Below are 24,476 nucleotides of genomic sequence, written 5' to 3'. Positions count from 1 at the left end.
AAATTATGCAGTTTGATAAAGTGTATATTCATAAATGCTATGAAAATGAATTAGGATATAGAAAGGGCGTTCCTAAAAAAGCAGGTAGATTCCTTTTTATAGGAAAAAATATAACTAATTTTTTCCCACATTTAAGTAAACTAGAGCTTAATGATAGTGTTCTTCTTGATATTATTGATATGAATAACAATATTGTTTCATGTAGTTATGTATATCATAATAGTAAAACAGCGACACCAGAAGTAAAAAAAACTAGAGATGAATATAGATTATACATTCCAACGGAAATAGATACAGATAGAAATTTATTTCAGCCTGATGATATTATTGCTTTTACAAAATATACCATTGATAACAGAGTATATTTCAAATTAAATTTATTTACGGTTTCAGAAAATACTTTCCATTATAGAGAATTAAATACATTTTTACTTAATGCAAAAACTGGAGTAAAAAATATAAATCATTTATTGATTGATTTAGAGCTAGTTGATTTTCTTCATACTCCTATTGATGTTAATGTAAAAACAATCATTCCTGATGAAACAATAAAAATTATGTTTGATACACAAAAACATTTATTCGATAATTTAGAAGAAACTGCTGAACATAGAAAAGAAGTGCCATCTGATGAAACAGGCTTAATTAAAAGTAATAATTTTAGAGATATTGTATTGTTTGCATATATGGGGAAATGTGCAGTCACAGGAAAATCAATAAGCTATGAATTATTATCCAATTTAGAAGCTGCACATATCATGCCACAAGCACACAATGGACCTGATGCAGTGCCAAATGGAATGGCTCTTTGCCGAGATTTGCATTGGGCATTTGATAAAGGTTTTTTTACTATTAAAAATATAGATGATGACTATATTGTCAATGTTCATGAGAAAGTAAAACAAAATGAAGTATTAAAAGATATTGATGGCAAAGTTATATTTAAACCAAGCGATCCAAGATTTAGGCTACATCATAATGCTTTAGAATATCATCAAAAGCATATATTTGGGACATTTAAACAAATTAGATCAAATAAATGAACATGATATCCCTCTTCAGCGGTGCAGGCGGTTTAGATTTAGGCTTTGAAAAAGCAGGTTTTAAACTAAATCTTTCTCGCACTCAAAAAGAGATAATCCTTCCCCGTTACCACTGTTCTGTACTTTTTCTGCTGTAGATACTTTTTACAGAAGTGTATATCTTTTAAAACAAGTCCAAGCTCGCTAAATGAGTAGTTAGGGGCTTTTGCGCCGTAGATCATCTCGCCCTCTATCCATCTGCAGTTTGGAAAACCGAGCAGCATTGCACCGCCCTCTGCCAAGTAGTTTTGGTACATGGACATAAAAGTAGCATTAAACTCGATGTTTGAGCTTTGAAGCGTTCCTATGGAGATAATGAGGTCAAATCTTCCTAACTCCAGCTCACTAAGAGCGTTTATGTCATGGCAGATAAACTCGACATTTTCACAACGAGAGAACTCTTTTTTTGCAAACTCGATCGCCGAAGCGGAGTAGTCAATCCCGATAAACTCCATATCTGCAAACTCTTTGCCATCAAGCATATCTTTTATGACACTAAACTCATCACCGCGGTTTACTCCGAGGTTTAAAACCCTCTTTTTACTCTTAACATCTATAAATTCCAATGCTTTTTTATAGTGGTACAAAAAACTGAACTGCTTTGTTTTGTCGATACTGAAAAAATCGCTCTCTACGCCATACTTTTCTCTGCCGTTGTCTTTATCGTTATGAAAAGAACTGTTGAGATGCAGCTTTTGAAATCTTAAAATGGTTGTGTTTTCATCTTTTTTTATCGGGGTAAGAAGCTTCATAAAATAGAGCTGTGCCAGATCGACACAAGCCTTGTAGCCGATACTCTCTATATCGGACTCTAGGACCTCAGCCTCTACTATTTCACCGCCCTCTACATCCAGAGCTTCAAAACACTCCAGTATCTCGTTTGAGGTTTTGCCTCTTAAGTCTATAGTCATCTACTGTTTTACGGTGTTGTAAGAGCGATCACCAGCGTCCCCAAGCCCCGGGATTATGAACTTATCGCTGTTAAGTCTCTCATCTATCTGCGCTATGTAGATATCTACTTCAGGATACGCCTTGCTTACTTTCTCCAAGCCCTCAGGCGAGCCTATGATATTTAGCGTAATTATCTTCAGCGGCTCTCTGCCCTTGATAAGCTCTATGGCATCCATCATAGAGCCTCCGGTTGCAACCATCGGATCAACCAAGATAACGGTTTTTCCCTTGCAGTCAGGCAACCTGTCATAGTATAAAACGCTTTTGTGAGTAGTCTCATCCCTTTTCATCGCCAAAAATCCTGCAGAGACCCCAGGCAGAAGGTCCACCGCGCTATCAAGCATCGGCATTCCTGCCCGTAAAACGGTTGCGACCACAATATTGTCCTCATCTATAACTTCATAACTCTCTTTGCCGCGCCATGTCGTTATACTCTTTTGCGTAAGAACCGGCTCTTTAAGCGCCTCATACATCAACTGCTTTGTAAGCTCCATAACGGTATGCCTAAAACGGAGGGCATCGCTGCTCTGGTCTCTTAAATGCATAATAAGAGTCTTTGTAACCGGGTTTGATAATTCATAAACCATTTTACACTCCTGAAATTTTATTAAATTGTACTATTGCAAATATTCAATAGCTCTTAATCTCACAGATGGTTTTATTAAGTGCCGCAAGAAGATAGTCAATGTCGCTTATCTCTTGGGAAAAGTGGATACTTATACGGAGCCATCCCGGTTTCTCCTCTATGGCATGTTCATCCTCCAGCCCCAAAAGATCATGCCCGTACGGTCCTGCGCAAGAGCAGCCTGCGCGAGTCTGCAGACCGTTTTTGCTTGACATGCTTGAGCATAGACTATATGGGTCTACCCCCTCTATATTGAAAGAGACTATCCCTATATTCTCCTCTCTCATATTTCCATAAATTGTACAGCCTGGAATTTTCAACAGGCCATCTATGAGATGTTTTAGGAGTCTGTTCTTCTCATTTTTTATCCAGGTAAATCCGATCTTGTTTCTAAGCTGATATGCAAGTGCGGCGCGGATAAGCTGCAGAATGGGAGATGTCCCGGCGTCTTCTCTTAACTCTTTTTCATCAATAAACTTATGAGAACTGCGGTCTACATACTCAACCGTTCCTCCGCCCGCAAAAGATGGAGATATGCTCTCATCGATAAGAGATTTTCTGATAGCCAAAAGTCCGCATGAACCAGGACCTCCTATAAGTTTATGCGGAGATAGAAACATTACGTCATAAAATGAGGAGGGAACATTCATATATGGAGATGATGCGGCACCGTCAAAGCAGACTATTGCACCATATTTGCGAAGGAGCAGAGAGATCTTTTCATAAGGGGTGATAATGCCCGTTACATTTGAAGCGATACAAAAAGCTCCTATTATCTCTCTACCTCTGTTTTTTTTTAAAACATTCTCAAGCTGCCCTGTATCAACCACTCCGTTATCATCCAATCCTATGCGAACTATGTCACACAAAGCCTCTCGGTAACTCACCTCGTTTGAGTGGTGCTCATAAGGCCCTACTATCACCAAAGGGCGTGATCCGCCACAGCTTTGAATATTAAATCTTTTACGAGTTGCAGGCGGAATATATATCCCTAGTATCTCCTGAAACCTCTTTATAGCTGCCGTTGCTCCGCAACCTGATGGCAGTATCGCAAAATCCGGTTCAAGTTTTAAAGAGCTCTTTAGATGTCTGCGTGCTTCTCTGTACAAAAGATCCGTTTTTGCAGCCATTGAAGCCTCTTTTGAGTGAGTATTTGCATAATTCCGCCATACGAGACTCTATTGCTTTATATGCCAACCCAGAAGCCGTATAATCAAAATAGTACTTTTTATGAATCCCTATAATACTCTTCTTTATCTCCTCTTTTAGCTCTTTTTTGCTGGCAAGAAGCGGTCTAAATATATCTTTACTCATAAATTATTCCGTAAGCATAATCATAAAAATTTTTGTAATGGCTCCCCTGATAACTCTCTACTATGCTCTCAACAACCCTAAATGTATCATCTGCTGCAAATTTTATCCCCGTTTTTCTCCCAAAACTGCTCTTATCTCCCTCTAAATTTCCACCTAAGACAAGCTCAAATCCTGAGACACTCTCGCCGTTCCTCTTCACTTTACAACCTAAAAGCCCAATATCTACTATATGCGGATGTGCGCATGAGTTTGGGCATCCGTTGACGCTAAAGGAGAGCCTCTCTTCAAAATGCGGAAATTTTCTCTGGAGATGTTCAACCAGTTTTGCTGCCAGATCTTTTGTCTCGGAGACGGCAAATTTACAAAAATTTATCCCCGTACAAGAGAGCGTTCTTGCCTTAAACACAGATGGCTCTGCATCAATACCCATCTCCTTTAACTCCTCTACCACAAAGACGGCATTTTCACTAGGCAGATCTGTAATGACAAAATTCTGCGCCGTGGTCGCTCTTATAGCAGTAACGTCATATTTTTTAGCTATCTTTATAAGCCCGCTCAACCCCTCGGCTCCTATTTTTCCCCCATTTATGGCACAACCTATGTAACTTCTGCCCTCATTTATACTCTTGTGTATACCGAAATGTTCTCTATTTACATAAGGAGTATATTTTTGCACGTCATCCAGTTGAAGTCTGAAATCTACTTTTGAGTGCAATATCTCGATAAATTGTTCAACCCCCAGAGCGTCGAGCAGATGCCCGAGTCTTGCTCTGTTTCTATTCTCCCTGTTACCATAGTCTCTGTAAATCTCCGTGATTGCTTTGGCAACTGCTAAAACCTGATGCGGTTCTATATAGCCTATATGAGAAGCTATACGCTTGTTTGATGCCAGTCCTCCGCCCACGCTGACATCAAAGATCACTTCGCCCTCTTCACTCTTTTTTGCGTTAAAGCTTAGATCCTGTATCTCATGCGAGGCACAGTGTTTGGGACAGCTGCTGATTCCAACCTTATATTTTCGCGGCAAGTTCGATATCTCTCTGTTTGCGTCAAAGTAGTCATTAACTTCTTTGGTTATCGCCTCCACATCATAAAGGCGCTCTTTATCTACATCGCTTACGGGACATGTAACCACATTTCTGGCAACATCTCCGGCCGCAAAAGCGGTAGTAAGTCCCACCTCGCTCAAACATGAAAAAATTGCAGGCAGATCCTCCACTCTGATAAAGTGAAACTGCAGATCCTGCCTTGTCGTAAAGTCAGCCGTGCCTCTTGCATACCTCTTTGAGATCTCCAGAGCCGCTTCAAGCTGATTTAAATCCATCCTGCCGCTCTCTAGCTTAACCCTTAACATGAAGTAGAGCGTCTTGTCCTCTCTCTCTTGAAGATTGGTGTTTTGGGTATATAGCCCGTACCATTTAAATCTGTCTATATCTTCGGGGTCAATATCTTCGCCGCTCTTTGCATAGCGGTAGATATCTGCAAAAACATCTAGACCGTCTTTTTCTCTTTTTATACGTTCAACTCTTTGTGCTTTTGTCTCTTTTGACATACTCTTTTCCTAAAAAATCTCTTTTGCTTCCCAGTGCGGAAAATGTTTCCTTACAAGTGCATTTAGCTCTGTCTCAAACTCTGAATATTCGTGAGCTTTTGCTTTTGAATCTGTTTGAGATTTTTGAACGATCATCCCAGCTCCGAGTGTGTTGTTTGTAACTCTGTCTATGATTATAAAGCTTCCCATAGCCTTGTTTTTAATGTATGGGTCATACGCCAGATGACTCTCAAGAGAGAGCTTTGCATGTCCTATCTCGTTTAGATTTAGTAGATTTGCACTCTGATGCTCCTGTGTGTTTACATCCGTTTTATAGTAAAAGCTCTCAACGCTACCCACAACCACAGAAGAAGCTCTTTTTATAAAATACTGCTTATGCTTAAGCAGCGGCTCTTCGCTCATCCAGACGATATTCACATCAAAAGTGTTGGCACTGTCCGGCTGCTCATCGCTCTTCACCATGATATCCCCACGACTTATATCTATCTCATCTTCAAGTGTAATGGTTACAGCCTGCTGCACGTAGGCATACTCTAAATTACCATCATAAGTCACTATCTCTTTGACCTTTGAGCACTTCCCTGATGGCAAAACGGTAATGCTCTCTCCCACCTTTATAACACCCGAAGAGATCGTCCCGCAGTATCCTCTAAAGTCCAGATTTGGTCTATTTACGTACTGCACCGGCATCCTGAAATGAACCAGATCCCTGTCGCTCTCTATCTCTATATTCTCCAAACAGTGCAGAAGCGTCTCACCTTTGTACCACGGAGTTTTTTTGCTCATATCAACAACATTGTCCCCGTTTAAGGCAGATAACGGAATAAGCGTAATATCTTCACTAAGCCCTATATCCTTTGCAAATGAGAGATACTCTTTTTTAATATTTTCATAAACATCCTCAGAAAAATCCATCAGATCCATCTTATTTACGGCAACTACGATATGCTTGATCCCAAGCAGTTTTGCTATAAAAGAGTGTCTCTTTGTCTGTGTCTGGATCCCATGTCTTGCATCGATGAGGATTATTGCCAGATCCGCAGTACTGGCACCCGTTGCCATATTTCTCGTGTACTGCTCATGCCCCGGAGTGTCAGCAATAATGAACTTTCGCTTGTCCGTCGTAAAGTATCTGTAGGCAACATCTATGGTGATACCCTGCTCTCTCTCGCTCTGCAGACCGTCAACTAAAAGTGATAAATCAAACTCCCCCTCCGTTGTTCCGCTCTTTTTGCTATCTTTTTTTATGGCTGCAAGCTGATCCTCAAAGATCATCTTCGAGTCGTGCAAAAGCCTTCCAATAAGCGTACTTTTGCCGTCATCAACGCTCCCGCATGTAATAAATCTGAGTAGCTGCTTATTCTCATGCTCTTTGAGATAACTCTCAATATCTGTTGCTATTTTTTTCTCTAGTACCGACATCTTAAAAATACCCCTCTATTTTTTTCTTCTCCATTGAACCCGCCGAATCATTATCGATCACACGCCCCTGTCTCTCACTTGTCTTAGTCAAGAGCATCTCTTGAATAATTTCACCAAGTGTTGTCGCATTTGACTCAACCGCACCCGTAAGAGGGTAACACCCTAAAGTTCTAAAGCGCACCATCTCCTCTTTTATCTCTTCGCCCTCTTCGATCGGCATTCTCTCATCATCGACCATTATCTTGACGCCGTCCTTTTGAACAACGGGTCTTTTTTTGGCAAAGTAGAGCGGAACGATCGGGATATGCTCTAGGTAGATATATTGCCAGATATCAAGCTCCGTCCAGTTGCTAAGAGGAAAAACTCTTATGCTCTCGCCCTTATGAACACGCGAGTTGTAGATACTCCATAGCTCAGGTCTCTGATTTTTCGGGTCCCATCTATGGTTTTTATCTCTAAAAGAGTATATCCTCTCTTTTGCTCTGGATTTCTCCTCATCTCTCCTTGCCCCGCCAAAGACAGCGTCAAACTTATATTTGTTAAGCGCCTGTTTGAGCCCCTGAGTCTTCATTATGTCCGTATGAACTGCCGAGCCGTGAACAAATGGATTAATATCCATCTCTACTCCCTCGGGGTTGGTGTGAACAAGAAGTTCAAACCCCTCATCTTTTGCTCTTTGATCCCGAAACTCTATCATCTCCTTAAACTTCCATCTTGTATCTACATGCAGAAGCGGAAACGGCAGTTTTGCCGGAAAAAAAGCTTTAAGTGCGAGATGTAACATTACCGCCGAATCTTTACCCACAGAGTACATCATCACGGGATTGTCAAACTCAGCGACCACCTCTCTAAGAATATGGATCGATTCGGCTTCTAGCTGTTTTAAATGTGTCAATCTCTTTGTATCTATCAATTTGTCTCCTTTATGTGCAATCCACACTCTTTGTGTTCCGGGCTTTCCCACCACCATCTGCCGCTTCGTAAATCTGCACCTGCTTGAACTGCTCTCGTACAAGGTTCACACCCAATGCTTGGGTATCCCTCATTATGCAGTGAATTATATGGCACACCGTTTTCTCTAATATAGCTCCAGACATCGCTCTCGCTCCATGAAATCAGCGGATTTAGTTTTATTACACCGTTGCTCTCGTCCCACTCTAACATCTCTGTCTCTTCACGCGTCGGGCTCTGCTCGGCTCTAAGACCGGTGATCCAAACTTCAAGCCCGTTTAGAGCTCTTTTAAGAGGTGCTATCTTTCTTACATAACAGCACTCTTTTCTATTCTCTACGGAGTCGTAAAATCCGTTAGCCCCCTGCTTGTGATAGAGTCTCTCTACATCTCTGCAATCTGGGAAGTAGACCCTTATTTTTGTTTTGTACTTTAAATTTGTTCTGCTCATAACATCGTAGGTCTGCTGCGGCAATCTACCTGTATCGAGCGTAAATATCTGGGTATTTGCGTCTATTTTTAAGATCATGTCAGTTAGTACCTGATCTTCTGCACCAAAACTTGACGATAGAGCTATTTTGTCTATATAGAGTTTTAAAAAATGCTCCAAAACATCCTTTGCATCCAGATGTTTAAACTCTGTATTTAATTTTTGAACCTTTTCTCTCATAAAATCCCTTTATCTAAATATGATAATCACCGGCAACCGCTTTATGCCTGCCTATATCTATCTTGTTCCATGCTCTCTCATGGTAGTAGTAGAGGATCATCTTCGTTACCACCTCTATAGAGCCTATGGAAGCCGCCATAACCAAACTGCCTGTTATAATATAGGAGATGACCATTGTATCTATGGTCCCAAGCGTTCTCCAAGAGATTGTTTTAATTACCGATCTGTAAGCTTTTTCCTGCATCTTTGCTCCCTGCACCAGTGCCAGAAACTATATCATTCACATAACTCATAGTGACTCCAGCTCAATATTTCTGCTCTTTAGCAGCTCATAAAACTTGCACGCAAAACAGAACTCTTTTGTAGCTTCTGCGATTTTCCATATGCTTAAAAATCCAACCAGCAGATAAGCGATCGTCGTCTCATTTAAAAGTTCTGCGCCAAGAGATGCAAAAAGAAGTGTCAAACCGACATGAGAAGCAAACTCTTTTGCGTTTTCATCCGTAGCTTCTCTCTTAAGTCCTGCTATCTTGACTAAAAAAGTAGAGATTAAATATATAGGACTCATATGCGGTGCCATATATATTCTCATTAAAAAGTCATAAACCAAAACATATAAAATAGCTACATTCGCGCTAAACAGATAGGCGCACATCAGCATAACCAAGAGTCCGGCATGCATACGGCTCTGATTCTTGCAAAAAAGATCTTTTGTTATATGTTCACTTTGTGACATCTTAATTTTCTCCAATTTTAATTTATTTGACGAAAGTATAATCGGTTTCAGAAACAAAGTCAAGTGATTTTGTTGTGTTATACATTACTAAATTAGTATAGATTATAAACATAAGCCTATAATTGGGGGGAATTTAATGAAGAAAAAATATATATTTAATTACAAGTAAATCACTTTACATTGTTTTGAAAAAAGTGTATACTTCGCGTTGATATAATAGATTTGGAGTAACAATGCCACTAATATCAACGAAAGGCAGTTACGGTCTTGCCGCTATTTGCGAACTAAGCAAGCATGAAGGCGACTCTGTGATGCAGATAAAAGATATAGCTGCCAACGCAAACATTCCTCAAAATTATCTTGAGCAGCTTCTTGGAAAACTTAGGCGTGCAGGGATCGTAGAGAGCATCAGAGGTGCCAAAGGCGGCTATAAACTCGCACGCGATCCAAAAGAGGTAAAAGTTTTGGATATTCTAATCGCTCTTGAGGATGACCTGAAAATTGTTGATGCAAAAATCAATCATCCTCTATTGAATATGTTTTTTGAAGAGTCAAGAGAGAGCATAAAAGATATTTTTGATATTAGCATTATGGAACTCTCAAGCTATCAAAACAAATTTTTAAACTATACGATATAAAGGGAAAAATAGATGGGGTCTTGTCCTGTAATATTTAAAAAAGTCGATCAAAACGTGGTCAGAGTAATGGCAGGTTTGGTCTCTGCCATAGCGGTTATATTTATAATATCTCCTCAGCTCTGGCTTTTAACACTTCTGCTATATGATTTTTTGGTGCGCTCTTTGGACTATAAAAAAGCAAGCCCTATTTTTCATCTCGCAAAAATTATCGCTAAGATGCTAGGGCTTAAAAAAATTGAGATAGATGCCGGAGCAAAAGAGTTTGCCCTTAAGATCGGTTTTGTGTTCGTGCTTATCTCTTTTATAATGTTTAGTTTGGGAGAAGCACTCGCTGCGGTTTTAGTTGTTGCCGTGCTTCTGGTCTGCGCATTTTTAGAACTTACATTTAACTACTGCGTAGGCTGTCAGATATATAAGATTTTAAAGAAATTTACAAAACTTTTTTAAAGAGGAATGTTAAGCACTAAAACGAACGCGTCCGTTTCAGTGGCAGGGACAGATGTCCCTTGCAACCCCCTAAAGCTACGAAAACTAGCGAAAGCGGTTTTTGCGAAGCAAAAAAGTTTCTTTAGTAAAAATAGGTTTTTCGAGATTAAGAGAGGATATGTCTTAGCTGCATCGCATACCAGAGCACTATAAGATTTAAGAAAAATATCATCATAGAGCTTGCACGCGACACGATCTTTTGAACAATTGTGCGTTCGTTTTTATGCGTCTTTAGAGCGATTCTCATGTGAACAATGGTAAATAGAGTTATCGCACCCACATAAAATAGTTTGTTGCTCATCATATAACCAAGCTTCGACTCGTCAATGTCAAGCGTCAATACATCTATAAGATTAAAATTAAAAAAGAGAAATGTCCCCGTACTTAACAAAACTACCAGCCAGAAAGTCTCAAAATAACCATAAAGCGGCCCCAAGTACTCATAGGTCTGTTCCTGAGCCTCTTTCCCCTTTAAGAGTATGCCGAGCGCAAATAGCAAGAGTGCTCCCCCGATCCAAGCAGTCGCCCCCAATATGTGAATATAAAGCACTATATCTACCATAAAATTTCCTCATACAATTTTCGTTTTTTAGATTATAGTGTAAAATACCGACAAAAAAGAGGTCAAAATGCAAGAAATAAAAATATGGCACAACCCCAAATGTTCAAAGTCACGCGAAGCTATGGAGATACTAAAAGAGAAAAAGTGTGATGCCAAAGTTGTAAAGTATTTGGAAGAGTCTCCAAATGAAGATCAGATCAAGAGCATATTAAAAATGCTTGACATTGCGCCAAGAGAGTTGATGAGAATAAAGGAAGATATATACAAAGAGCTGAATTTAAAGGATGTCAAAGATGATGAAGCTCTAATAGAAGCGATGGCAAAACATCCAAAACTTATTGAGCGCCCCATAATTATAAAGGGCGGTAGAGCGATAATCGGGCGACCTACCGAGAGGATCGCGGAGTTTTTAGACTCTTAAGATTTTTTCTTATCTTTTGCAACAAGATTGCACTCTTTTGTAGAGTATGGACAGGTTTTAACTATGCTCATCTCAAACTGCTCCTCATCTATGCCACCCAGTTTTCTATCATAATGGCGCATTGCGGCACGAAATGATGTAAGCACCATATTTGCGCTGTCTTGATGCTCTGTTGAGATATGCTCGACCTGCTCGCCTTCTGGCTTGCTTGTATCTACTTTTGGCGCAGGAATAGCCGCATAACTCTCTTGTAGATCTTTCTCCAAATTTGAAGTTATCTCAAGCGCCTCTTCTATGCTCTCACCCTTTATCATTTCGGTAAAGATAGAACCAAGCGTGGTAGTGTCCTGATTTCCGTTTGTACCAAATTTTACGTCAAGTATAGAGCTCTTGTCTCTGTTTATATACATAATGACATAACTTTTCGTCGCGTGGTCAATCCCCACTCCGACACAAGTAGCTTCTTCAAGTTTGCCATAGTTTTCCGGCTGCATAAGATGTCTTCCTATCTCAGCCTCTAATGCTTTTTGTTCATCCATTTTTAACCTCTTTGACCTAACATTTCAATGATTACATTGTTATCTTTTATAAATTTTGAGATGATCTCTGAGTGATTATGCTCATAAGGTTTCAGATAGACTATGCGCTTGATTCCGCTCGCTATGATATTTTTACTGCACTCGCTGCAGGGCTCAAGTGTGACGTAAATTGTTGCGCCCTCTATGCTTATGCCTTTTCTTGCGGCCCAGATGATTGCGTTCATCTCAGCATGTATCTCGTAAGTCTTTGACCACTCATGATGCTCGGAAGTATACTCTCCCTCCCAGTGCTCACGACAGTTTATATACCCTGCAGGAGTTCCGTTATAGCCTGTGCTTAGTATTCTGCCATCTTTTACTATTACTGCACCGACCTGCTTGGAGACACACTTTGAAGCGCTTGCTAGTTCCTGCGCGATATTTATAAAATTTTCATCACTCAACATCTTTTAGAGTTCTCTAATTATTTTTATATCCGCACTGTTTCTGAGTCTTGCAAAGTGATCACTCAGTACCTGCTCTCTTTTTTGAGACATAATAAGGTTCATTATCTGATTTTTAACACCCTCATACTCTACGCTGCTTGGCACTTTTACCTCTTTTAGGTAAAAACTCACGAACATACCGTTTGGCTCAGAGACAACGGGAGTAAATGTGTTGAGCTGAGTATTTTCAAGAAGTCGGGATAGTTCCGGAGAGATTCTGCCGTACTCCAATATCTGCTCATCCATCTTTATCTCATCTGAGTGAAACATAGGAATAGTCGTCTTTTTCTCAAGTGCATTTCTATTTTTTGAGCTGTATATCGTCACATCAAAAGCGCTTGGACGTAAAAACTCATCTTTGTGCAGCTCATAGTACTCTTTTAACTCATCTTCGCTTGGAGTGTCAATAGATGAGTAAGCGATCGCAGAGTAGAGTTTTTGTGAGAGGAGCTTCTCTTTTGTTTTAGCTTTAAACTCTGTAGAAGTTAGTCCGTTCGAGTTTCTAACCGCCTCGTAAAGCTCATCTATGCTCATCTTGTTCGTCATAGCGGTCTTTTTTATATCGTCATAAACCTCAGAGCTTGTAACACTTATTTTGCGCTCTTCTATCTCAGCTTCTTCGAGCTTTTTTCTTATGAGACTATCTGTCGCGCTCTGTGCATCGAGTCTAGATATTTTCATCTCCTCTTTTATATCATAAAGAGTTATCGGCTCCCCTTTTACTACGACGCCAACACCGTTAATAAGCTCCGCGTTTAACATCGCACCAATAAAAAGAGATAAAAGTATCTTATACATCTGCTATCCTGATTCATATTTAAAAAAAGTATTTTACCCGCTTTTAACAAATGTTAGCCTAAAATTCCGTAACTATTTTACAAAGGTTTTTTCATGGTTGTCACTCGTTTTGCTCCAAGTCCTACGGGCTATCTACATATCGGCGGCTTAAGAACGGCTCTTTTTTCTTATCTCTGGGCTAGAAAAAACAGCGGCAAGTTTCTTCTTCGCATTGAAGACACCGACAAAGCAAGAAATTCAAAAGAAGCGGCAGATGCCATCGTAAATGCATTTCATTGGCTTGGTCTGGAGCATGACGGCGAGATAGTGTACCAATCTCAAAGAGATGAGATATATGCAGGGTATATAGATCAACTTTTAGATGAGGGAAAAGCCTACAGATGCTATATGTCAAAAGAGGAGCTCGCAGAGCTTAGAGAGACTCAGATGGCAAACAAAGAGAGAACCAAATATGACGGCAAGTATCGTGACTTTACAGGCACTCCTCCTGAGGGAGTAGAGCCCGTTATCCGTATAAAAGCGCCTCTAAATGGAGAGATAGTCGTTTGTGATGGTGTCAAAGGCAACATTATTTTCAAAGCCGAGGATATTTTGGATGATTTTGTAATTGCCAGAGCTGACGGCTCTCCTACATACAACTTTGTCGTTGCAATAGATGACCATCTTATGGGTGTGACAGAAGTTATACGCGGGGACGACCACCTCTCAAACACACCAAAACAGATAGTTATCTATGAAGCACTAGGTTTTGATATACCGAAGTTTCACCATGTTCCTATGATCCACAACCAAGAGGGTAAGAAGCTCTCAAAACGTGACGGTGCAACGGATGTTATGGCATACAAAGAGATGGGATATACTCCCGAAGCGCTTCTTAACTTTTTAGTGCGTCTTGGATGGAGCCACGGAGATCAGGAGATTTTTTCCGCAGATGAGATGAGAGAGCTTTTTGACCCTAAAAACATCAACCGCTCGGCTTCCATCTACAACACCGAAAAGCTTGACTGGCTGAACTCTCACTATATCAAGAACACTCCAAACAACGAGCTTGCAAAACTGCTTGAGCAGTATGGTCTGCTTCTTACCTCTCACGATAAAAAAGAGATCCTGCTAGATGCCATAAAAGAGCGTGCAAAGACTCTAAAAGAGATGGCGTCTCTTGTATATGAGATCATAACGACTCCAAGCTATTACGATCAAAAAGCAGTGGAGAAAGCACTCAAAGGAGATGCATTTGAAGTACTAAACGCTTTTGGCGCAAAGATCTCTGCTGCCAAAGAGCTTCACCTTCCAAGCGATTACCACCACCTAATGCAAGAGGTCGTAGATGAGATGGGGATTGGTTTTGGCAAGATAGGACAGCCTCTGCGTGTCGCTCTTTTGGGCAAGATGAGCGGTCCTGGGCTTGACAGCGTTATGGCGATAATCGGCAGAGATGAGACCATGCTGCGTATTGCAAACGTTATTGCCGAGCACTCATAAAAAGATGAAGAGAGTTCTAATCCTTCACGGCTGGGGCGGGAGTAATTTCCCGCACTGGCAGAGTTGGCTGGCATCTGAGATCGCTAAAGATTACGGGTGTGTGAGTTTTTTAAAGTTTAGCGATGCTGACTTTCCAAACAAAAACAAGTGGTTAGTCCAGTTAACCAAAGAGTTGCAAGATTTTAAACCCGATATCGTTATTTGCCACTCAGTAGCAAATACGCTCTGGTTTCATCTATGCCATGAGGGTAAAACAGAAGAGATAGAGAATCTTTTTCTTGTTGTGCCTCCGAGCATGAAGTGCGACATTGAAGAGCTGAAGAGCTTTTTTCCATGCAAAATACCGACAAATCTGCATGCCAAAAATTCACTTCTCATCACCTCAACCGATGATCCATACATGACACGCCAAGAAGCAGATGAGCTTCAAAAAGCACTGGGTATCGAGATGCTGATTTTAAAAAATGCGGGACATGTCAACAGTGACAGCGGATACGGCGAATGGCCATGGATGCTTGAGACCATAAACAATCTATGATACAGATTCTTAATATCTCCAAAAATTTTGCAAAGCAGGAGCTCTTTAGCAACCTGAGCCTAAGACTGAACTCCGGCAATAAAGTAGGTCTTGTAGGTCGCAACGGAAGCGGTAAATCTACACTTTTTAAGATCATCTTGGGTGAAGAGACTCCCGACAGCGGTGAGGTTATCATACCAAAAGGGTACAAAATAGGCGCGCTTAAACAGTATCTTGAGTTTAGCGAGAGCACACTTAGAGAAGAGGCGGCACTAGCTCTTGAAGAGGATATGAAGTATGACCTCTACAGGGTCGAGAAGATCCTCTTTGGTCTGGGTTTTACACAAGAAGATCTGGAAAAAGACCCTCTCTCCTTCTCTGGAGGTTATCAGATACGCATTAACCTTGCCAAACTGTTAGTGACCGAGCCAAACCTACTTCTTCTGGATGAGCCGACAAACTACCTTGACATCATCTCTCTTAGATGGCTTAAAAACTTTCTAAAAGCGTTTGAGGGTGAAGTGATCCTTATCACCCACGATCGTGATTTTATGGATGGTGTAACGACCCATACGATGGGTATCATAAGAAAAAAACTAAATATCGTCCAAGGCGATACGCACAAGTTTTATGGGCAGCTTAAAGCGGATGAGGAGCTTTATGAGAAGCAGAAGATATCGCAGGATAAAAAGGTAAAAGAGCTTGAGGAGTTCATTGCCAAGAACAAAGCTCGCGCCTCAACCGCCGCTCTTGCACAGTCAAAAGTAAAACAGCTTGAGAAGATGGAGCTGCTTGAAGATCTTGGCTATGACTCCACGCTGAAGTTCGATTTTAGCTACAAAGATACACCCGCAAAAGTTCTGCTTGATGTTAAAGAGCTAAGTTTCGGTTATACGCCCCAGAACATCCTCTTTAAAAATATCTCTTTTGTACTCCAAAAGGGTGAGTGTCTGGGCATCATTGGAAAGAACGGCAAGGGTAAATCAACTCTTTTAAATACGATCGCAGGTGAGCTAAAACCGCTAAAGGGCGAAGTTCATATGCACCCTAGCACCTCTTTTGCACACTTCGGGCAGACAAATATTGCAAGACTCGATCCAAACAACAATGTCCTCGATGAGATACACTCAGCCAACACAAAACTTTCGGCTCAGGCTGTTCGTGGCATTGCGGGGGCTATGATGTTTAGCGGAGATAGTGCGGATAAAAAGGTCTCTCTTCTCTCGGGAGGCGAAAAGAGCCGTGTAATGCTGGGGCAGATATTAGCGCGGGATGTAAACCTTCTTCTTTTGGATGAGCCTACGAACCACTTGGATATGGACTCCATAGAGGCACTCACAACTGCTATACAGAATTTCGATGGCTCGACCATTATAGTAACGCACTCCGAGGAGCTGTTGCGCCGCACGTGTGACAGGCTTATTATATTCACCAAAGAGGGTGCAGAGTATTTTGACGGCGGATATGACCTCTTTTTAGAGAAGATGGGATGGGAAGAAGAGGAAGATGAGAAGTCCAAAGAGAAGCCAAAAACAAACAACACCAAAGAGAGCAAAAAACTAAGAGCAGAACTTGTAAGAGAGAGAAATGCCCAGACCTCGCCTCTGAAAAAAAAGGTTCAAAAGCTCGAAGAGTCTATTATTGGCACAGAGGAGCTTCTCTCACTCAATCACGACAAACTGACATCAGCTTCAAATGAGGGCGACACCATCAAAATAATGGAGCTTTCAAAGCTTATTGCGTCACAAGAGAGCGAGATCGAAGAGCTTTTTGAGCTTTTAGAAGCTACCCAGAGCGAACTGGATTTGATCAATCAAAGATATGATGAAAAGATAGCTCTGCTTGATTGAACTAAAAAAATAATATATTAAGGATAAAGACTTGACGTCAAGGTGTTACAACTCGCCCATATCATTTTCAAAAAAAGCTTTTGTCTATAACAGAGCAACTGTTTTTCTTGTATTTCTATTTTCAATTCTTGTTGCCGCTGCTATCTGGTTTGCTGCTCAGAACTTTCATAAAGCCCTTGCCACGCAAAAATTTGAAGATACTGTACATGAGAACATAGATATGATAAAAAACCGTATGCAAAGATATGAGAACATCCTTCAAAGCGGAGTAGGATTTTTTCACGGCAGCGAACATGTAAGCCGCAAAGGGTGGCATGACTTTATAGAAGCTATTAATGTAAAAAAGAACTATCCTGGGATTCAAGGAATCGGATTTTCAAAGATGATCAAGCCCGAAGATGTGGCAAAAGTAGAACAGGAGATGAGAGAAGAAGGGCTTACATCATTTTCGATCAGACCCTTGGGAGAGCGTGAGATATACAGCTCTATTTTATACCTTGAACCTCTGGATGAGAGAAATACTGCGGCAATAGGCTACGATATGTTCTCAGAGCCCACCCGAAGAGCGGCTATGCAAAAAGCTATGGATAGCGCAGAGGCTGCCATTACTGGAAAGGTGACTCTAGTTCAAGAGATCGACGAAGATGTGCAGCCCGGTATTTTAATGTATCTGCCAATATATAAAAAAGGCGTAAATATCAGCAGTATCGAGAATAGACGCAAAGCTATACAAGGATTTATCTACAGCCCTTTTCGTATGAACGACCTTATGAACAGAATAGTTTTAAAAAGGTCTGTTCTGAATTTTGACATATATGACAATGGAAATATCTCACAAGAGCACCTACTCTACAGATCTTACGAGCCATCATCATACAGATCAAAGTTTCAGGCCCAAAAAACGATCAAACTAAACAACGTATCTTGGCAGATAAACTTCTCTAGTACAAAAGAGTTTGATAGATCCGTAGATACTATATACCCACTTTTAATGACGGCGGCAGGCTTAGCGGTGCAGTTTTTTTTGCTATATATTGCCTTGACGCTTTTTAAAAGCAAACACATTTTTAAAATTCAATCTCAAGAGCTTTTAAAGCTCTCTCAAGCCCTCGAACAGAGCCCAAATACTATTCTAATTACTGACTTGGATGGGAATATTGAATATGCAAATAGAGCTTTTACAAAGATCACAGGCTATACAAAAGATGAGGCTATAGGAAGAAATCCGCGCTTTTTACAGTCGGGCAAGACGGGTGCCCAAGCCTACAACGATATGTGGCATACCTTAAAGCTGGGCAAAACTTGGCACGGAGAGTTTATAAACAAAAATAAAAACGGTGTAGAGTATATCGAGGGTGTAAAAGCGGCACCGATCTTTAGAGCAGACGGAACGATATCTCACTTCATGGCTATAAAAGAGGATATAACTGATAAAAAACGCTCGGAGGAGCGCATTAATTTTCTTGCAAACTTCGACTCTCTTACCGGACTTCCAAACAGATTTCAACTAGAGGAGCGTCTTGGCTTTGCCATAAAAATGGCAAAACGTAACAGCGAAAAGCTAAGCGTTATGTTTTTGGATCTTGACAACTTTAAAGAGGTAAATGATACTCTGGGACATGATGCGGGCGATGCTCTTTTAATAGGACTATCAAAACGCTTTAGCTCTGTCCTGCGCGAGGTAGACACTGTCTCGCGTCTAGGCGGAGACGAGTTTATATTTCTGCTGCCAAATACAGATGACTCAGGCGCTTCATACACAGCAGAGAAACTCCTTAAAATAATTGAGACACCGTGTGACTATGACGGGAACGATATGCTAGTTACAGGCTCTATCGGCATAGCGATCTACCCTGATGACGGGCTTGATCAACAGACACTCTTCAAAAATGCAGATACGGCGATGTATCTGGCAAAAGAGAGTGGAAGAAACAGATACCACTTCTTTAAACAAAGAGGATTGAATTAATCGATTCTCTTTATAAGCTCTTTAATACTCTCTTTCTCCTTTTGGGTTATCAGAGTAAATGAACACCCCTCTGTATCTATTTTATCCATCATCCTTTGTGCATTTGTCAAGTTATCTACAAGATAAATAAGCAAAAGAGAGTTGTCTCCCCAGCGTATAAGCATATCATCCTGTCGTATAATTCCCTTGAAATGTTTTACGAGCTCAGGCAGCTCAGATTCACTTTTCATATCGCTCTTTATTAGTATAGCGCTGATTATTTTCTTGTTAAAAGATGCCGCATCCTGATAGCTTTGTACAATATGCAAAAAGTAGTTTTTAGCATAAGCGCCGCTTGGCTGGTCAATACTTGCATTGTTCTCGATCATTATGCGTTTAATAAGCGTCTGGGTAATATCCTCAAAAACTGCAATCACATACCCGTCTATCTTGCGCACCTTTACTAAAAAAGCGTGCGGCTCGTAGGCAGATGTCATCATACTGACGATCCTCTCAGACTCCTCAAGCTCCAAGATAGCATCGACCCAGCTGCTCCCTTTTGCGATCTTTTCAGAGTGAAAATAGGATGGATGCGGAACAAAATTATTTATAAACGGACCGAACTCCTCTTTGTACTCATCCAGTGATGAGACCGCAAAAAACTTCTTAAACGCTCTGTTTATAAGAATCGGTGCATCATCCTCAAAAACTACTATCAGATCTTGCTGCGAATCAGAAATGCTCTGAATAATTGCTAAACTTGTCCCTTCTCTCATATCTTGCTCCCCTTTTATTTTTAATCTTTAATTCCACTCATCCATTTTGCCAAAAAGTTCCATCTGTGTCAGATAGAGCCTAAGATCAAACTCCACTTGGTGGTAAGATGGCTGCATATACTCGCACAGAGAATAAAATGCCCTATTATGCTCTTTTGCTTTAAAATGGGAGAGCTCATGCACCGCTATCATCTCCAAAAACTCCAAAGGCGCACTTTTAAACATTGAAGCTATGCGTATCTCGTTTTTGCTCTTTAGTTTTGCGCCCTGAACCCTTGAGATAAAGTGATGCGTCCCAAGAGCGTTGTGAATAACGTTTATCTTACCGTCGTAAAGAACCTTGCTAAGAGGAGGCGCATTTTTTATGTAAGAGCTTTTAAGCTCGTTCACGTAGCCAAATAGCGCTTTATCAGTTTTTACATCATGGGCAGTCGGATACTTTTTTTTGAGGTGCTCTCCCAACTTCTCCTGCGCTATAAGCTCTAGCACCTGCTTCTTTGTCGATTCCGAGTAGTGATTGATATATTTTAAAGAATCCAAACTGAAAACTTCTTCCCTTTTATCTTTCCGCTCTTTAACTTATCGTGAGCCTCATCAACTTTACAAGCCTCTATGGCGACGTAACTCTGTCTCTCATAGATATCTATCTTTCCAATAGAATCACCGCTAAGTCCCGCTTCGCCCGTAAGTGCGCCTAAAATATCGCCTGCACGCACCTTATCTTTTTTGCCGCCCTCTATGACAAGCGTTATATTTTGCGGCTTCATCTCAAAACCGTTAACACTCTTTAGAGTGGCTGCACCCTCAAAAAGGCGGCTCTCGTTTTTGTACTCATCCGCTTTAGGAGCCTCATAAGGAGCATAAAGAGTAAAAGCCTCACCCTCTTCTCCCGCACGAGCGGTTCTGCCTATGCGGTGTGTGTATATCTCTTCGCTGTGAGGGAGGTCATAGTTTACGACCATGGAGAGCTCTTTGATGTCAAGTCCGCGTGCGGCAACGTCCGTTGCAACTAACACTCTGCAGCTTTTGTTAGCAAACTGTACTAACACGTCGTTTCTCTCGTACTGCTCCAGATCCCCGTGAATAGCGAGTGCATCTATTCTGTTTTTCTGCAGAGTATCTGCTATCTCCTGTACCTCAACCTTTGTGTTAGCAAACACAATAACGTTATCGGGTTTGTAATTGCCGAGTATATTGATAAGCACGTTTATCTTCTGCGAACCCTCTACCTCATAAAAACGCTCTATAATCTTATTGGCAACTTCTGTAGAGGTGGTCTTTATATTTATGGCACTGTTTTGGATCGATGCGCTGATATCCATGATCTCATCGGTGTATGTAGCCGAGAAGAGAAGAGTCTGTCTAGCTTTTGGAACAAACTCCAAAACTTCGTTTATCTCCTCGCTAAAACCCATATCGAGCATTCTGTCCGCCTCATCTAAAACCAGCATATCGACATCTTCAAGCGAGAGTGTGGCTTTTTTTAGATGTTTCAGTATCCGCCCCGGAGTTCCTACGATAATATGTGCGCCGTGACGAAGCGAGCCGAGCTGAGGACCAAAGGCCGCTCCGCCGCAAAGTGTGAGTATCTTTACGTTGTGGGCAAATCTTGCAAGCATTCTAAGCTCACGCGCCACCTGATCGGCGAGTTCGCGTGTCGGACAGAGCACCAAAGATTGTACTCTGAACTTTTTTACCTGAAGCTTATAGAGCAGTCCGATACCAAAAGCGGCAGTTTTTCCGCTTCCCGTCTTTGCCTGAGCTATTACGTCCCTGCCCTCAAGTATATACGGCAGACTCTGCTCTTGAATCGCTGTCATCTCTTTATAGCCCATCTCACCGAGGTTATGCAGCATCTCTTTGCTAAGAGGAAGGTTTGAAAAATCTCTTTTACTCATTAATATATCTTCTTTACTCTGCCGACTTCACGGCTCATCAGACGGACTTTTATTCCGTGAGGATGCGTCGGGGATTTTGTCAAAATATCACGGACTATCCCATCTGTCAATCGCCCTGTTGCCTGATCCTCTTTAAGTACTATCGCTACGCTCATACCGCTTCTAATATCCGCTCTTTTAATTGAATCCATATTTTTATCCTTCTATTGAAGAGAGTGCGACCTCAAATACCGCAACCTCTTTCATACACTCTATTGTTATCTCCCCGATCACGCCGCTCTTAAGAGAGTGTCTCTCTTCAAACTCCATCATAGCTTTTGGGTTAAACTCCTCTATATCTCTAATGAGTGCATATATCTCGCCTAAAATACCGCTATCTTCCAGCAGTGCGTTTCGCACGACATCATATACGTTCATCTCATCGAGTATCTTTTGCATATCATCTTCAAAAAGGACATCTACTAAGGAGAGTACGCCCACAAAGTACGCCTGATCCAACATGCTTTTAGAGGCGTCTGGCAGTGTCTCTTTTAAGATTCTCTCCATCATGGCGGTACGGTTCTTTACCATAAGCATAATAGGCGATGTTTTTGGGTTTGGAATATTTGCCATGGAGTAGATCACGAGCATCAGCCACTTTGAGAGCGGCTCTCTTCCTACAAGCGTCAATATGTGATGTATAGACGAGATCCTATTTTTAAAGTGAAATGCCCCAGAATTTATATACTTTAGAAGCAGAATGCTTATCGAGCTGTTTTTTTTGAACTCATTTACAATAACTTCAAACTCCGCATCGTTTGCAAGAAGAGAGTAGAGTTTTAAGATGTTTAGTCTTGGCGGCTTGCACTGATCCTCCTCAAACATCTTTGCTTTTGAGAAGTAGTAGCCCTGAAAAAAGAGACAACCCAGACTTTTTGCAAACCCATATCTAAGCTTGTCCGATACATTTGTCGCAACAACGCTCACGCCCCTCTCTTTTACTCTGGCAACCATCTCTTTGCTATCTTCATTCACTAAAACAGTTCTGTCAAAATCTATCTTGATAAAAGAGACCTCATCAATAATTTTTGAATACTTGCTCATTGATGTAGCAGTTGGAGGAAAATCATCAATAGCTAACATATAGCCTCTTTCATTTAGGTCACTGACTCTCTTGATAACATCTTCTCTTATCTCTATGTCTGCGACTAACGAAAATACAAAAAATTCATACGAGAGCGTGTATATCTTATCGCTAAGGAGCAGCTTCTCGTCCACTTTTATAAATGCTCTTCGCTTTCCTAGAACCGACTGTCTGCCGATCTTTTGCAAAGCTTCAAGAAGTGAACTCTCAAATATAAAACCACTCTCCATATCCTGCGATTTTTGCGCTCTGTAGAGCACTTCATAAAAATCAACCTTTGCCTCTCTACTAAGAATCGGCTGGCGTGCGAAGTATAAGTTTTGCATAAAAAATCCTCACTTTTTACAAAAGTAGATTATATTATCTTTTTGCTACAATACCCTAATTAATAGGAGAATATGCACAATGTTTGAAGCCCTTTACGTAGCAGTAGGAGTGCTCTTTGGCGCACTTGGCGTCTGGATTGCGATTGTCGGCAGTTTAAAGAACGCCCTTGCTCAAGAGCGTGAAAAATCAGCCGCACTTCTAAGCCAAAACGCTGTCCTGCAGGAGCGCATTGAGGGCATAAACGAGAAGAACAGAGAGAAGTTTGAACTGCTGGAGCAGAGCAGAGAGCAGATGAGGCTTGAGTTTCAAGAGCTGGCGCAAAAGATCTTGGAGAACAACTCACAAAAGTTCTCTCTGCAGAACCAGGAAAATATCTCCAAGATGATAGAGCCGATGAGAGAACAGTTTAGAGAGTTTAAAAAGCAGATCGATGACGTCTATATCAAAGAGGCAAAAGACCGCTCGATGCTTCAAGCCGAGATAAGAAGCATCAAAGAGATAAATCATCAGATGAGCAAAGATGCCAAAAACCTCACAAAAGCGCTCAAAGGCGAGAGCAAAAAACAGGGAGTCTGGGGAGAGATGGTCTTAGAGAGCGTGCTTGAGAACTCAGGACTGAGGCTTGGCAAAGAGTATGAAAGAGAAGTAAGTCTGGAGCACGAGAGTGATGGAAGCCGCTACCGTCCCGATGTCTTGGTGCACCTACCCGATAATAGAGATATTATCATAGATGCCAAAACCTCTCTTACGGCATATGAGCGCTACGCTTCGGCTGAGAGCGAGGAGCAAAAAGAGCAATTTGCCATAGAGCATCTATCTTCTATAAAAAAGCATATAAAAGAGCTTAGCAGCAAGGATTACACAAATCTAAAGGGTGTAAAAACGCTCGATTTTATCTTTATGTTCATCCCTATCGAGAGCGCGCTTCTTATGGCAATGGAGTATGACGGCTCGCTCTTTGACCACGCCTTTAAAAGAAATGTTATTTTGGTTGGTCCAACCACTCTTATGGTCTCGCTTCGTGCGGTTGAAAACAGCTGGAAGTATGAGAGGCAGCAGAGAAATGCCCAAGAGATTGCAAAACGCGCGGGGCTTCTTTTTGACAAGTTTGCGGGATTCATTGAGAGTGTCGAGAAGCTCGGAAATCAGATAACCACCGTTCAAAAGACATACGACGAGACCTTTGCAAAGCTGCACTCTGGAAGCGGAAGCATAACGAGCCAGTTTCAAAAGCTTCAAAAACTCGGAGCGGCAAACAGCAAAAATCTGCCTGAATATATGCTTGAAGATTAAACCTGCTTCTGTATAATTATAAAAAGAAACA

The 24,476-nt window shown here is 41.2% G+C and carries 26 protein-coding genes and 2 pseudogenes; 10 read left to right on the top strand and 18 right to left on the bottom strand.

The features are described from left to right. Window positions 1-5 precede the first annotated feature (5 nt). Together FCU45_RS01100 and FCU45_RS11845 are read left to right on the top strand one after the other, a co-directional pair. The gene (locus FCU45_RS01100) at window positions 6-1,043 is read left to right on the top strand and encodes an HNH endonuclease (RefSeq protein WP_137011426.1); all 1,038 of its coding nucleotides are present in this window, start codon (window positions 6-8) and stop codon (window positions 1,041-1,043) included. Continuing rightward, window positions 1,040-1,084 (top strand): annotated as a pseudogene (locus tag FCU45_RS11845) (hypothetical protein); the annotation flags it as partial. The gene FCU45_RS01100 and the pseudogene FCU45_RS11845, both read left to right, overlap by 4 nt. Window positions 1,085-1,108: 24 nt before the next feature. On the opposite strand, the gene FCU45_RS01090 reads toward FCU45_RS11845, so the two are convergent. From FCU45_RS01090 to FCU45_RS01050, 9 genes and pseudogenes are all read right to left on the bottom strand, one after another. Then, window positions 1,109-1,993, bottom strand: a complete 885-nt coding sequence (locus FCU45_RS01090) for a class I SAM-dependent methyltransferase (RefSeq protein ID WP_137011424.1) — start codon at window positions 1,991-1,993, stop codon at window positions 1,109-1,111. After that, window positions 1,994-2,620, bottom strand: a complete 627-nt coding sequence (gene upp, locus FCU45_RS01085) for a uracil phosphoribosyltransferase (protein ID WP_137011422.1) — start codon at window positions 2,618-2,620, stop codon at window positions 1,994-1,996. Between the two features lie 43 nt (window positions 2,621-2,663). Further along, a pseudogene (locus tag FCU45_RS01080) lies at window positions 2,664-3,972 on the bottom strand (aminotransferase class V-fold PLP-dependent enzyme). Further along, on the bottom strand, window positions 3,965-5,524 hold the full coding sequence (locus FCU45_RS01075) for a nitrite/sulfite reductase (RefSeq protein ID WP_137011420.1): 1,560 nt from the start codon (window positions 5,522-5,524) through the stop codon (window positions 3,965-3,967). Before FCU45_RS01075 ends, FCU45_RS01080 begins: the two are co-directional and overlap by 8 nt. Before the next feature lie 9 nt (window positions 5,525-5,533). Further along, on the bottom strand, window positions 5,534-6,946 hold the full coding sequence (gene cysN / locus FCU45_RS01070; protein WP_137011418.1) for a sulfate adenylyltransferase subunit CysN: 1,413 nt from the start codon (window positions 6,944-6,946) through the stop codon (window positions 5,534-5,536). A 1-nt stretch (window position 6,947) separates the two neighbouring features. Next, on the bottom strand, window positions 6,948-7,859 hold the full coding sequence (cysD, locus tag FCU45_RS01065) for a sulfate adenylyltransferase subunit CysD (protein ID WP_137011416.1): 912 nt from the start codon (window positions 7,857-7,859) through the stop codon (window positions 6,948-6,950). Next, entirely contained in the window at window positions 7,856-8,566 is a 711-nt protein-coding gene (locus FCU45_RS01060) for a phosphoadenylyl-sulfate reductase (RefSeq protein WP_137011414.1), read from the bottom strand. Before FCU45_RS01060 ends, cysD begins: the two co-directional genes overlap by 4 nt. Window positions 8,567-8,579: 13 nt before the next feature. Next, the gene (locus FCU45_RS01055; protein ID WP_137011412.1) at window positions 8,580-8,810 is read right to left on the bottom strand and encodes a DUF2061 domain-containing protein; all 231 of its coding nucleotides are present in this window, start codon (window positions 8,808-8,810) and stop codon (window positions 8,580-8,582) included. A 45-nt stretch (window positions 8,811-8,855) separates the two neighbouring features. Continuing rightward, window positions 8,856-9,302 (bottom strand): DUF4395 domain-containing protein, encoded by a 447-nt coding sequence (locus tag FCU45_RS01050; RefSeq protein ID WP_137011410.1) that lies wholly within the window; start codon window positions 9,300-9,302, stop codon window positions 8,856-8,858. Window positions 9,303-9,535: 233 nt separating this feature from the next. Between FCU45_RS01050 and FCU45_RS01045 the strand changes: the two genes are divergently transcribed. Both FCU45_RS01045 and FCU45_RS01040 read left to right on the top strand, forming a co-directional pair. Then, window positions 9,536-9,940, top strand: coding sequence for an RrF2 family transcriptional regulator (locus FCU45_RS01045; RefSeq protein WP_137011408.1), 405 nt, complete (start codon window positions 9,536-9,538; stop codon window positions 9,938-9,940). A gap of 12 nt (window positions 9,941-9,952) precedes the next feature. After that, window positions 9,953-10,387: a DUF4395 domain-containing protein gene (locus tag FCU45_RS01040; protein WP_137011406.1), complete on the top strand. Its 435-nt coding sequence runs from the start codon at window positions 9,953-9,955 to the stop codon at window positions 10,385-10,387. 145 nt (window positions 10,388-10,532) lie between these two features. Here FCU45_RS01040 and FCU45_RS01035 read toward each other — a convergent pair whose 3' ends face one another. After that, on the bottom strand, window positions 10,533-10,988 hold the full coding sequence (locus FCU45_RS01035) for a hypothetical protein (protein ID WP_137011404.1): 456 nt from the start codon (window positions 10,986-10,988) through the stop codon (window positions 10,533-10,535). Window positions 10,989-11,055: 67 nt separating this feature from the next. Here FCU45_RS01035 and arsC point away from each other — a divergent pair, with 67 nt between their 5' ends. After that, complete coding sequence (gene arsC, locus FCU45_RS01030) at window positions 11,056-11,409, top strand: arsenate reductase (glutaredoxin) (RefSeq protein WP_137011402.1); 354 nt, start codon at window positions 11,056-11,058, stop codon at window positions 11,407-11,409. Here arsC and FCU45_RS01025 read toward each other — a convergent pair. Genes FCU45_RS01025 through FCU45_RS01015 form a run of 3 tightly spaced genes read right to left on the bottom strand, consistent with a single transcriptional unit; the run spans window position 11,406 to window position 13,231 of the window. Then, complete coding sequence (locus FCU45_RS01025; RefSeq protein WP_137011400.1) at window positions 11,406-11,948, bottom strand: iron-sulfur cluster assembly scaffold protein; 543 nt, start codon at window positions 11,946-11,948, stop codon at window positions 11,406-11,408. The two genes, arsC and FCU45_RS01025, sit on opposite strands and share 4 nt — an antisense overlap. A 2-nt stretch (window positions 11,949-11,950) precedes the next feature. Next, window positions 11,951-12,394, bottom strand: coding sequence for a deoxycytidylate deaminase (locus tag FCU45_RS01020; RefSeq protein WP_137011398.1), 444 nt, complete (start codon window positions 12,392-12,394; stop codon window positions 11,951-11,953). Between the two features lie 3 nt (window positions 12,395-12,397). Next, window positions 12,398-13,231, bottom strand: coding sequence for a peptidylprolyl isomerase (locus FCU45_RS01015; protein WP_137011396.1), 834 nt, complete (start codon window positions 13,229-13,231; stop codon window positions 12,398-12,400). Between the two features lie 93 nt (window positions 13,232-13,324). Here FCU45_RS01015 and gltX point away from each other — a divergent pair, with 93 nt between their 5' ends. From gltX to FCU45_RS00995, 4 genes are read left to right on the top strand one after another with little or no spacing between them, the layout of a single operon-like run. Next, window positions 13,325-14,713 (top strand): glutamate--tRNA ligase, encoded by a 1,389-nt coding sequence (gene gltX, locus FCU45_RS01010; protein ID WP_137011394.1) that lies wholly within the window; start codon window positions 13,325-13,327, stop codon window positions 14,711-14,713. A 4-nt stretch (window positions 14,714-14,717) separates the two neighbouring features. Next, entirely contained in the window at window positions 14,718-15,251 is a 534-nt protein-coding gene (locus FCU45_RS01005; RefSeq protein ID WP_137011392.1) for an RBBP9/YdeN family alpha/beta hydrolase, read from the top strand. After that, the gene (locus tag FCU45_RS01000; protein WP_137011390.1) at window positions 15,248-17,080 is read left to right on the top strand and encodes an ABC-F family ATP-binding cassette domain-containing protein; all 1,833 of its coding nucleotides are present in this window, start codon (window positions 15,248-15,250) and stop codon (window positions 17,078-17,080) included. Before FCU45_RS01005 ends, FCU45_RS01000 begins: the two co-directional genes overlap by 4 nt. Before the next feature lie 31 nt (window positions 17,081-17,111). Further along, window positions 17,112-19,049 (top strand): CHASE domain-containing protein, encoded by a 1,938-nt coding sequence (locus tag FCU45_RS00995; RefSeq protein WP_137011388.1) that lies wholly within the window; start codon window positions 17,112-17,114, stop codon window positions 19,047-19,049. On the opposite strand, the gene FCU45_RS00990 is transcribed toward FCU45_RS00995, so the two are convergent. From FCU45_RS00990 to FCU45_RS00970, 5 genes are read right to left on the bottom strand one after another with little or no spacing between them, the layout of a single operon-like run. Next, a complete protein-coding gene (locus FCU45_RS00990) occupies window positions 19,046-19,804 on the bottom strand; it encodes a hypothetical protein (protein ID WP_137011386.1) in 759 nt (252 codons plus the stop codon). The two genes, FCU45_RS00995 and FCU45_RS00990, sit on opposite strands and share 4 nt — an antisense overlap. 27 nt (window positions 19,805-19,831) lie before the next feature. Beyond that, complete coding sequence (locus tag FCU45_RS00985) at window positions 19,832-20,344, bottom strand: YgjP-like metallopeptidase domain-containing protein (protein ID WP_137011384.1); 513 nt, start codon at window positions 20,342-20,344, stop codon at window positions 19,832-19,834. Beyond that, window positions 20,332-21,702: an ATP-dependent RNA helicase DbpA gene (dbpA, locus tag FCU45_RS00980; protein ID WP_137011382.1), complete on the bottom strand. Its 1,371-nt coding sequence runs from the start codon at window positions 21,700-21,702 to the stop codon at window positions 20,332-20,334. The genes FCU45_RS00985 and dbpA overlap by 13 nt, the downstream gene beginning before the upstream one ends. Continuing rightward, on the bottom strand, window positions 21,702-21,893 hold the full coding sequence (locus FCU45_RS00975) for a YwbE family protein (RefSeq protein WP_137011380.1): 192 nt from the start codon (window positions 21,891-21,893) through the stop codon (window positions 21,702-21,704). Before FCU45_RS00975 ends, dbpA begins: the two co-directional genes overlap by 1 nt. A 4-nt stretch (window positions 21,894-21,897) precedes the next feature. After that, on the bottom strand, window positions 21,898-23,151 hold the full coding sequence (locus tag FCU45_RS00970; RefSeq protein WP_137011378.1) for an EAL and HDOD domain-containing protein: 1,254 nt from the start codon (window positions 23,149-23,151) through the stop codon (window positions 21,898-21,900). A 79-nt stretch (window positions 23,152-23,230) separates the two neighbouring features. On the opposite strand from FCU45_RS00970, the gene FCU45_RS00965 reads away from it, so the two are divergent. Further along, a complete protein-coding gene (locus tag FCU45_RS00965; protein WP_137011376.1) occupies window positions 23,231-24,445 on the top strand; it encodes a DNA recombination protein RmuC in 1,215 nt (404 codons plus the stop codon). Window positions 24,446-24,476: the final 31 nt, after the last annotated feature.

The organism is Sulfurimonas crateris (assembly GCF_005217605.1).
GTDB classification, from domain to species: Bacteria; Campylobacterota; Campylobacteria; order Campylobacterales; family Sulfurimonadaceae; genus Sulfurimonas; species Sulfurimonas crateris.
The sequence above is the reverse complement of the archived record's forward strand: the minus strand, read 5'-3'. Positions and strand labels throughout refer to the sequence as shown.

Bases quoted from the DNA above. Each gene is read 5' to 3' on its own strand.
- FCU45_RS01100 (WP_137011426.1), top strand. From the start codon at position 6: ATGCAGTTTGATAAAGTGTATATTCATAAATGCTATGAAAATGAATTA.
- FCU45_RS01090 (WP_137011424.1), bottom strand. From the start codon at position 1,993: ATGACTATAGACTTAAGAGGCAAAACCTCAAACGAGATACTGGAGTGT.
- upp (WP_137011422.1), bottom strand. From the start codon at position 2,620: ATGGTTTATGAATTATCAAACCCGGTTACAAAGACTCTTATTATGCAT.
- FCU45_RS01075 (WP_137011420.1), bottom strand. From the start codon at position 5,524: ATGTCAAAAGAGACAAAAGCACAAAGAGTTGAACGTATAAAAAGAGAA.
- cysN (WP_137011418.1), bottom strand. From the start codon at position 6,946: ATGTCGGTACTAGAGAAAAAAATAGCAACAGATATTGAGAGTTATCTC.
- FCU45_RS01060 (WP_137011414.1), bottom strand. From the start codon at position 8,566: ATGAGAGAAAAGGTTCAAAAATTAAATACAGAGTTTAAACATCTGGAT.
- FCU45_RS01055 (WP_137011412.1), bottom strand. From the start codon at position 8,810: ATGCAGGAAAAAGCTTACAGATCGGTAATTAAAACAATCTCTTGGAGA.
- FCU45_RS01050 (WP_137011410.1), bottom strand. From the start codon at position 9,302: ATGTCACAAAGTGAACATATAACAAAAGATCTTTTTTGCAAGAATCAG.
- FCU45_RS01045 (WP_137011408.1), top strand. From the start codon at position 9,536: ATGCCACTAATATCAACGAAAGGCAGTTACGGTCTTGCCGCTATTTGC.
- FCU45_RS01040 (WP_137011406.1), top strand. From the start codon at position 9,953: ATGGGGTCTTGTCCTGTAATATTTAAAAAAGTCGATCAAAACGTGGTC.
- FCU45_RS01035 (WP_137011404.1), bottom strand. From the start codon at position 10,988: ATGGTAGATATAGTGCTTTATATTCACATATTGGGGGCGACTGCTTGG.
- arsC (WP_137011402.1), top strand. From the start codon at position 11,056: ATGCAAGAAATAAAAATATGGCACAACCCCAAATGTTCAAAGTCACGC.
- FCU45_RS01025 (WP_137011400.1), bottom strand. From the start codon at position 11,948: ATGGATGAACAAAAAGCATTAGAGGCTGAGATAGGAAGACATCTTATG.
- FCU45_RS01020 (WP_137011398.1), bottom strand. From the start codon at position 12,394: ATGTTGAGTGATGAAAATTTTATAAATATCGCGCAGGAACTAGCAAGC.
- FCU45_RS01015 (WP_137011396.1), bottom strand. From the start codon at position 13,231: ATGTATAAGATACTTTTATCTCTTTTTATTGGTGCGATGTTAAACGCG.
- gltX (WP_137011394.1), top strand. From the start codon at position 13,325: ATGGTTGTCACTCGTTTTGCTCCAAGTCCTACGGGCTATCTACATATC.
- FCU45_RS01005 (WP_137011392.1), top strand. From the start codon at position 14,718: ATGAAGAGAGTTCTAATCCTTCACGGCTGGGGCGGGAGTAATTTCCCG.
- FCU45_RS01000 (WP_137011390.1), top strand. From the start codon at position 15,248: ATGATACAGATTCTTAATATCTCCAAAAATTTTGCAAAGCAGGAGCTC.
- FCU45_RS00990 (WP_137011386.1), bottom strand. From the start codon at position 19,804: ATGAGAGAAGGGACAAGTTTAGCAATTATTCAGAGCATTTCTGATTCG.
- dbpA (WP_137011382.1), bottom strand. From the start codon at position 21,702: ATGAGTAAAAGAGATTTTTCAAACCTTCCTCTTAGCAAAGAGATGCTG.
- FCU45_RS00975 (WP_137011380.1), bottom strand. From the start codon at position 21,893: ATGGATTCAATTAAAAGAGCGGATATTAGAAGCGGTATGAGCGTAGCG.
- FCU45_RS00970 (WP_137011378.1), bottom strand. From the start codon at position 23,151: ATGCAAAACTTATACTTCGCACGCCAGCCGATTCTTAGTAGAGAGGCA.
- FCU45_RS00965 (WP_137011376.1), top strand. From the start codon at position 23,231: ATGTTTGAAGCCCTTTACGTAGCAGTAGGAGTGCTCTTTGGCGCACTT.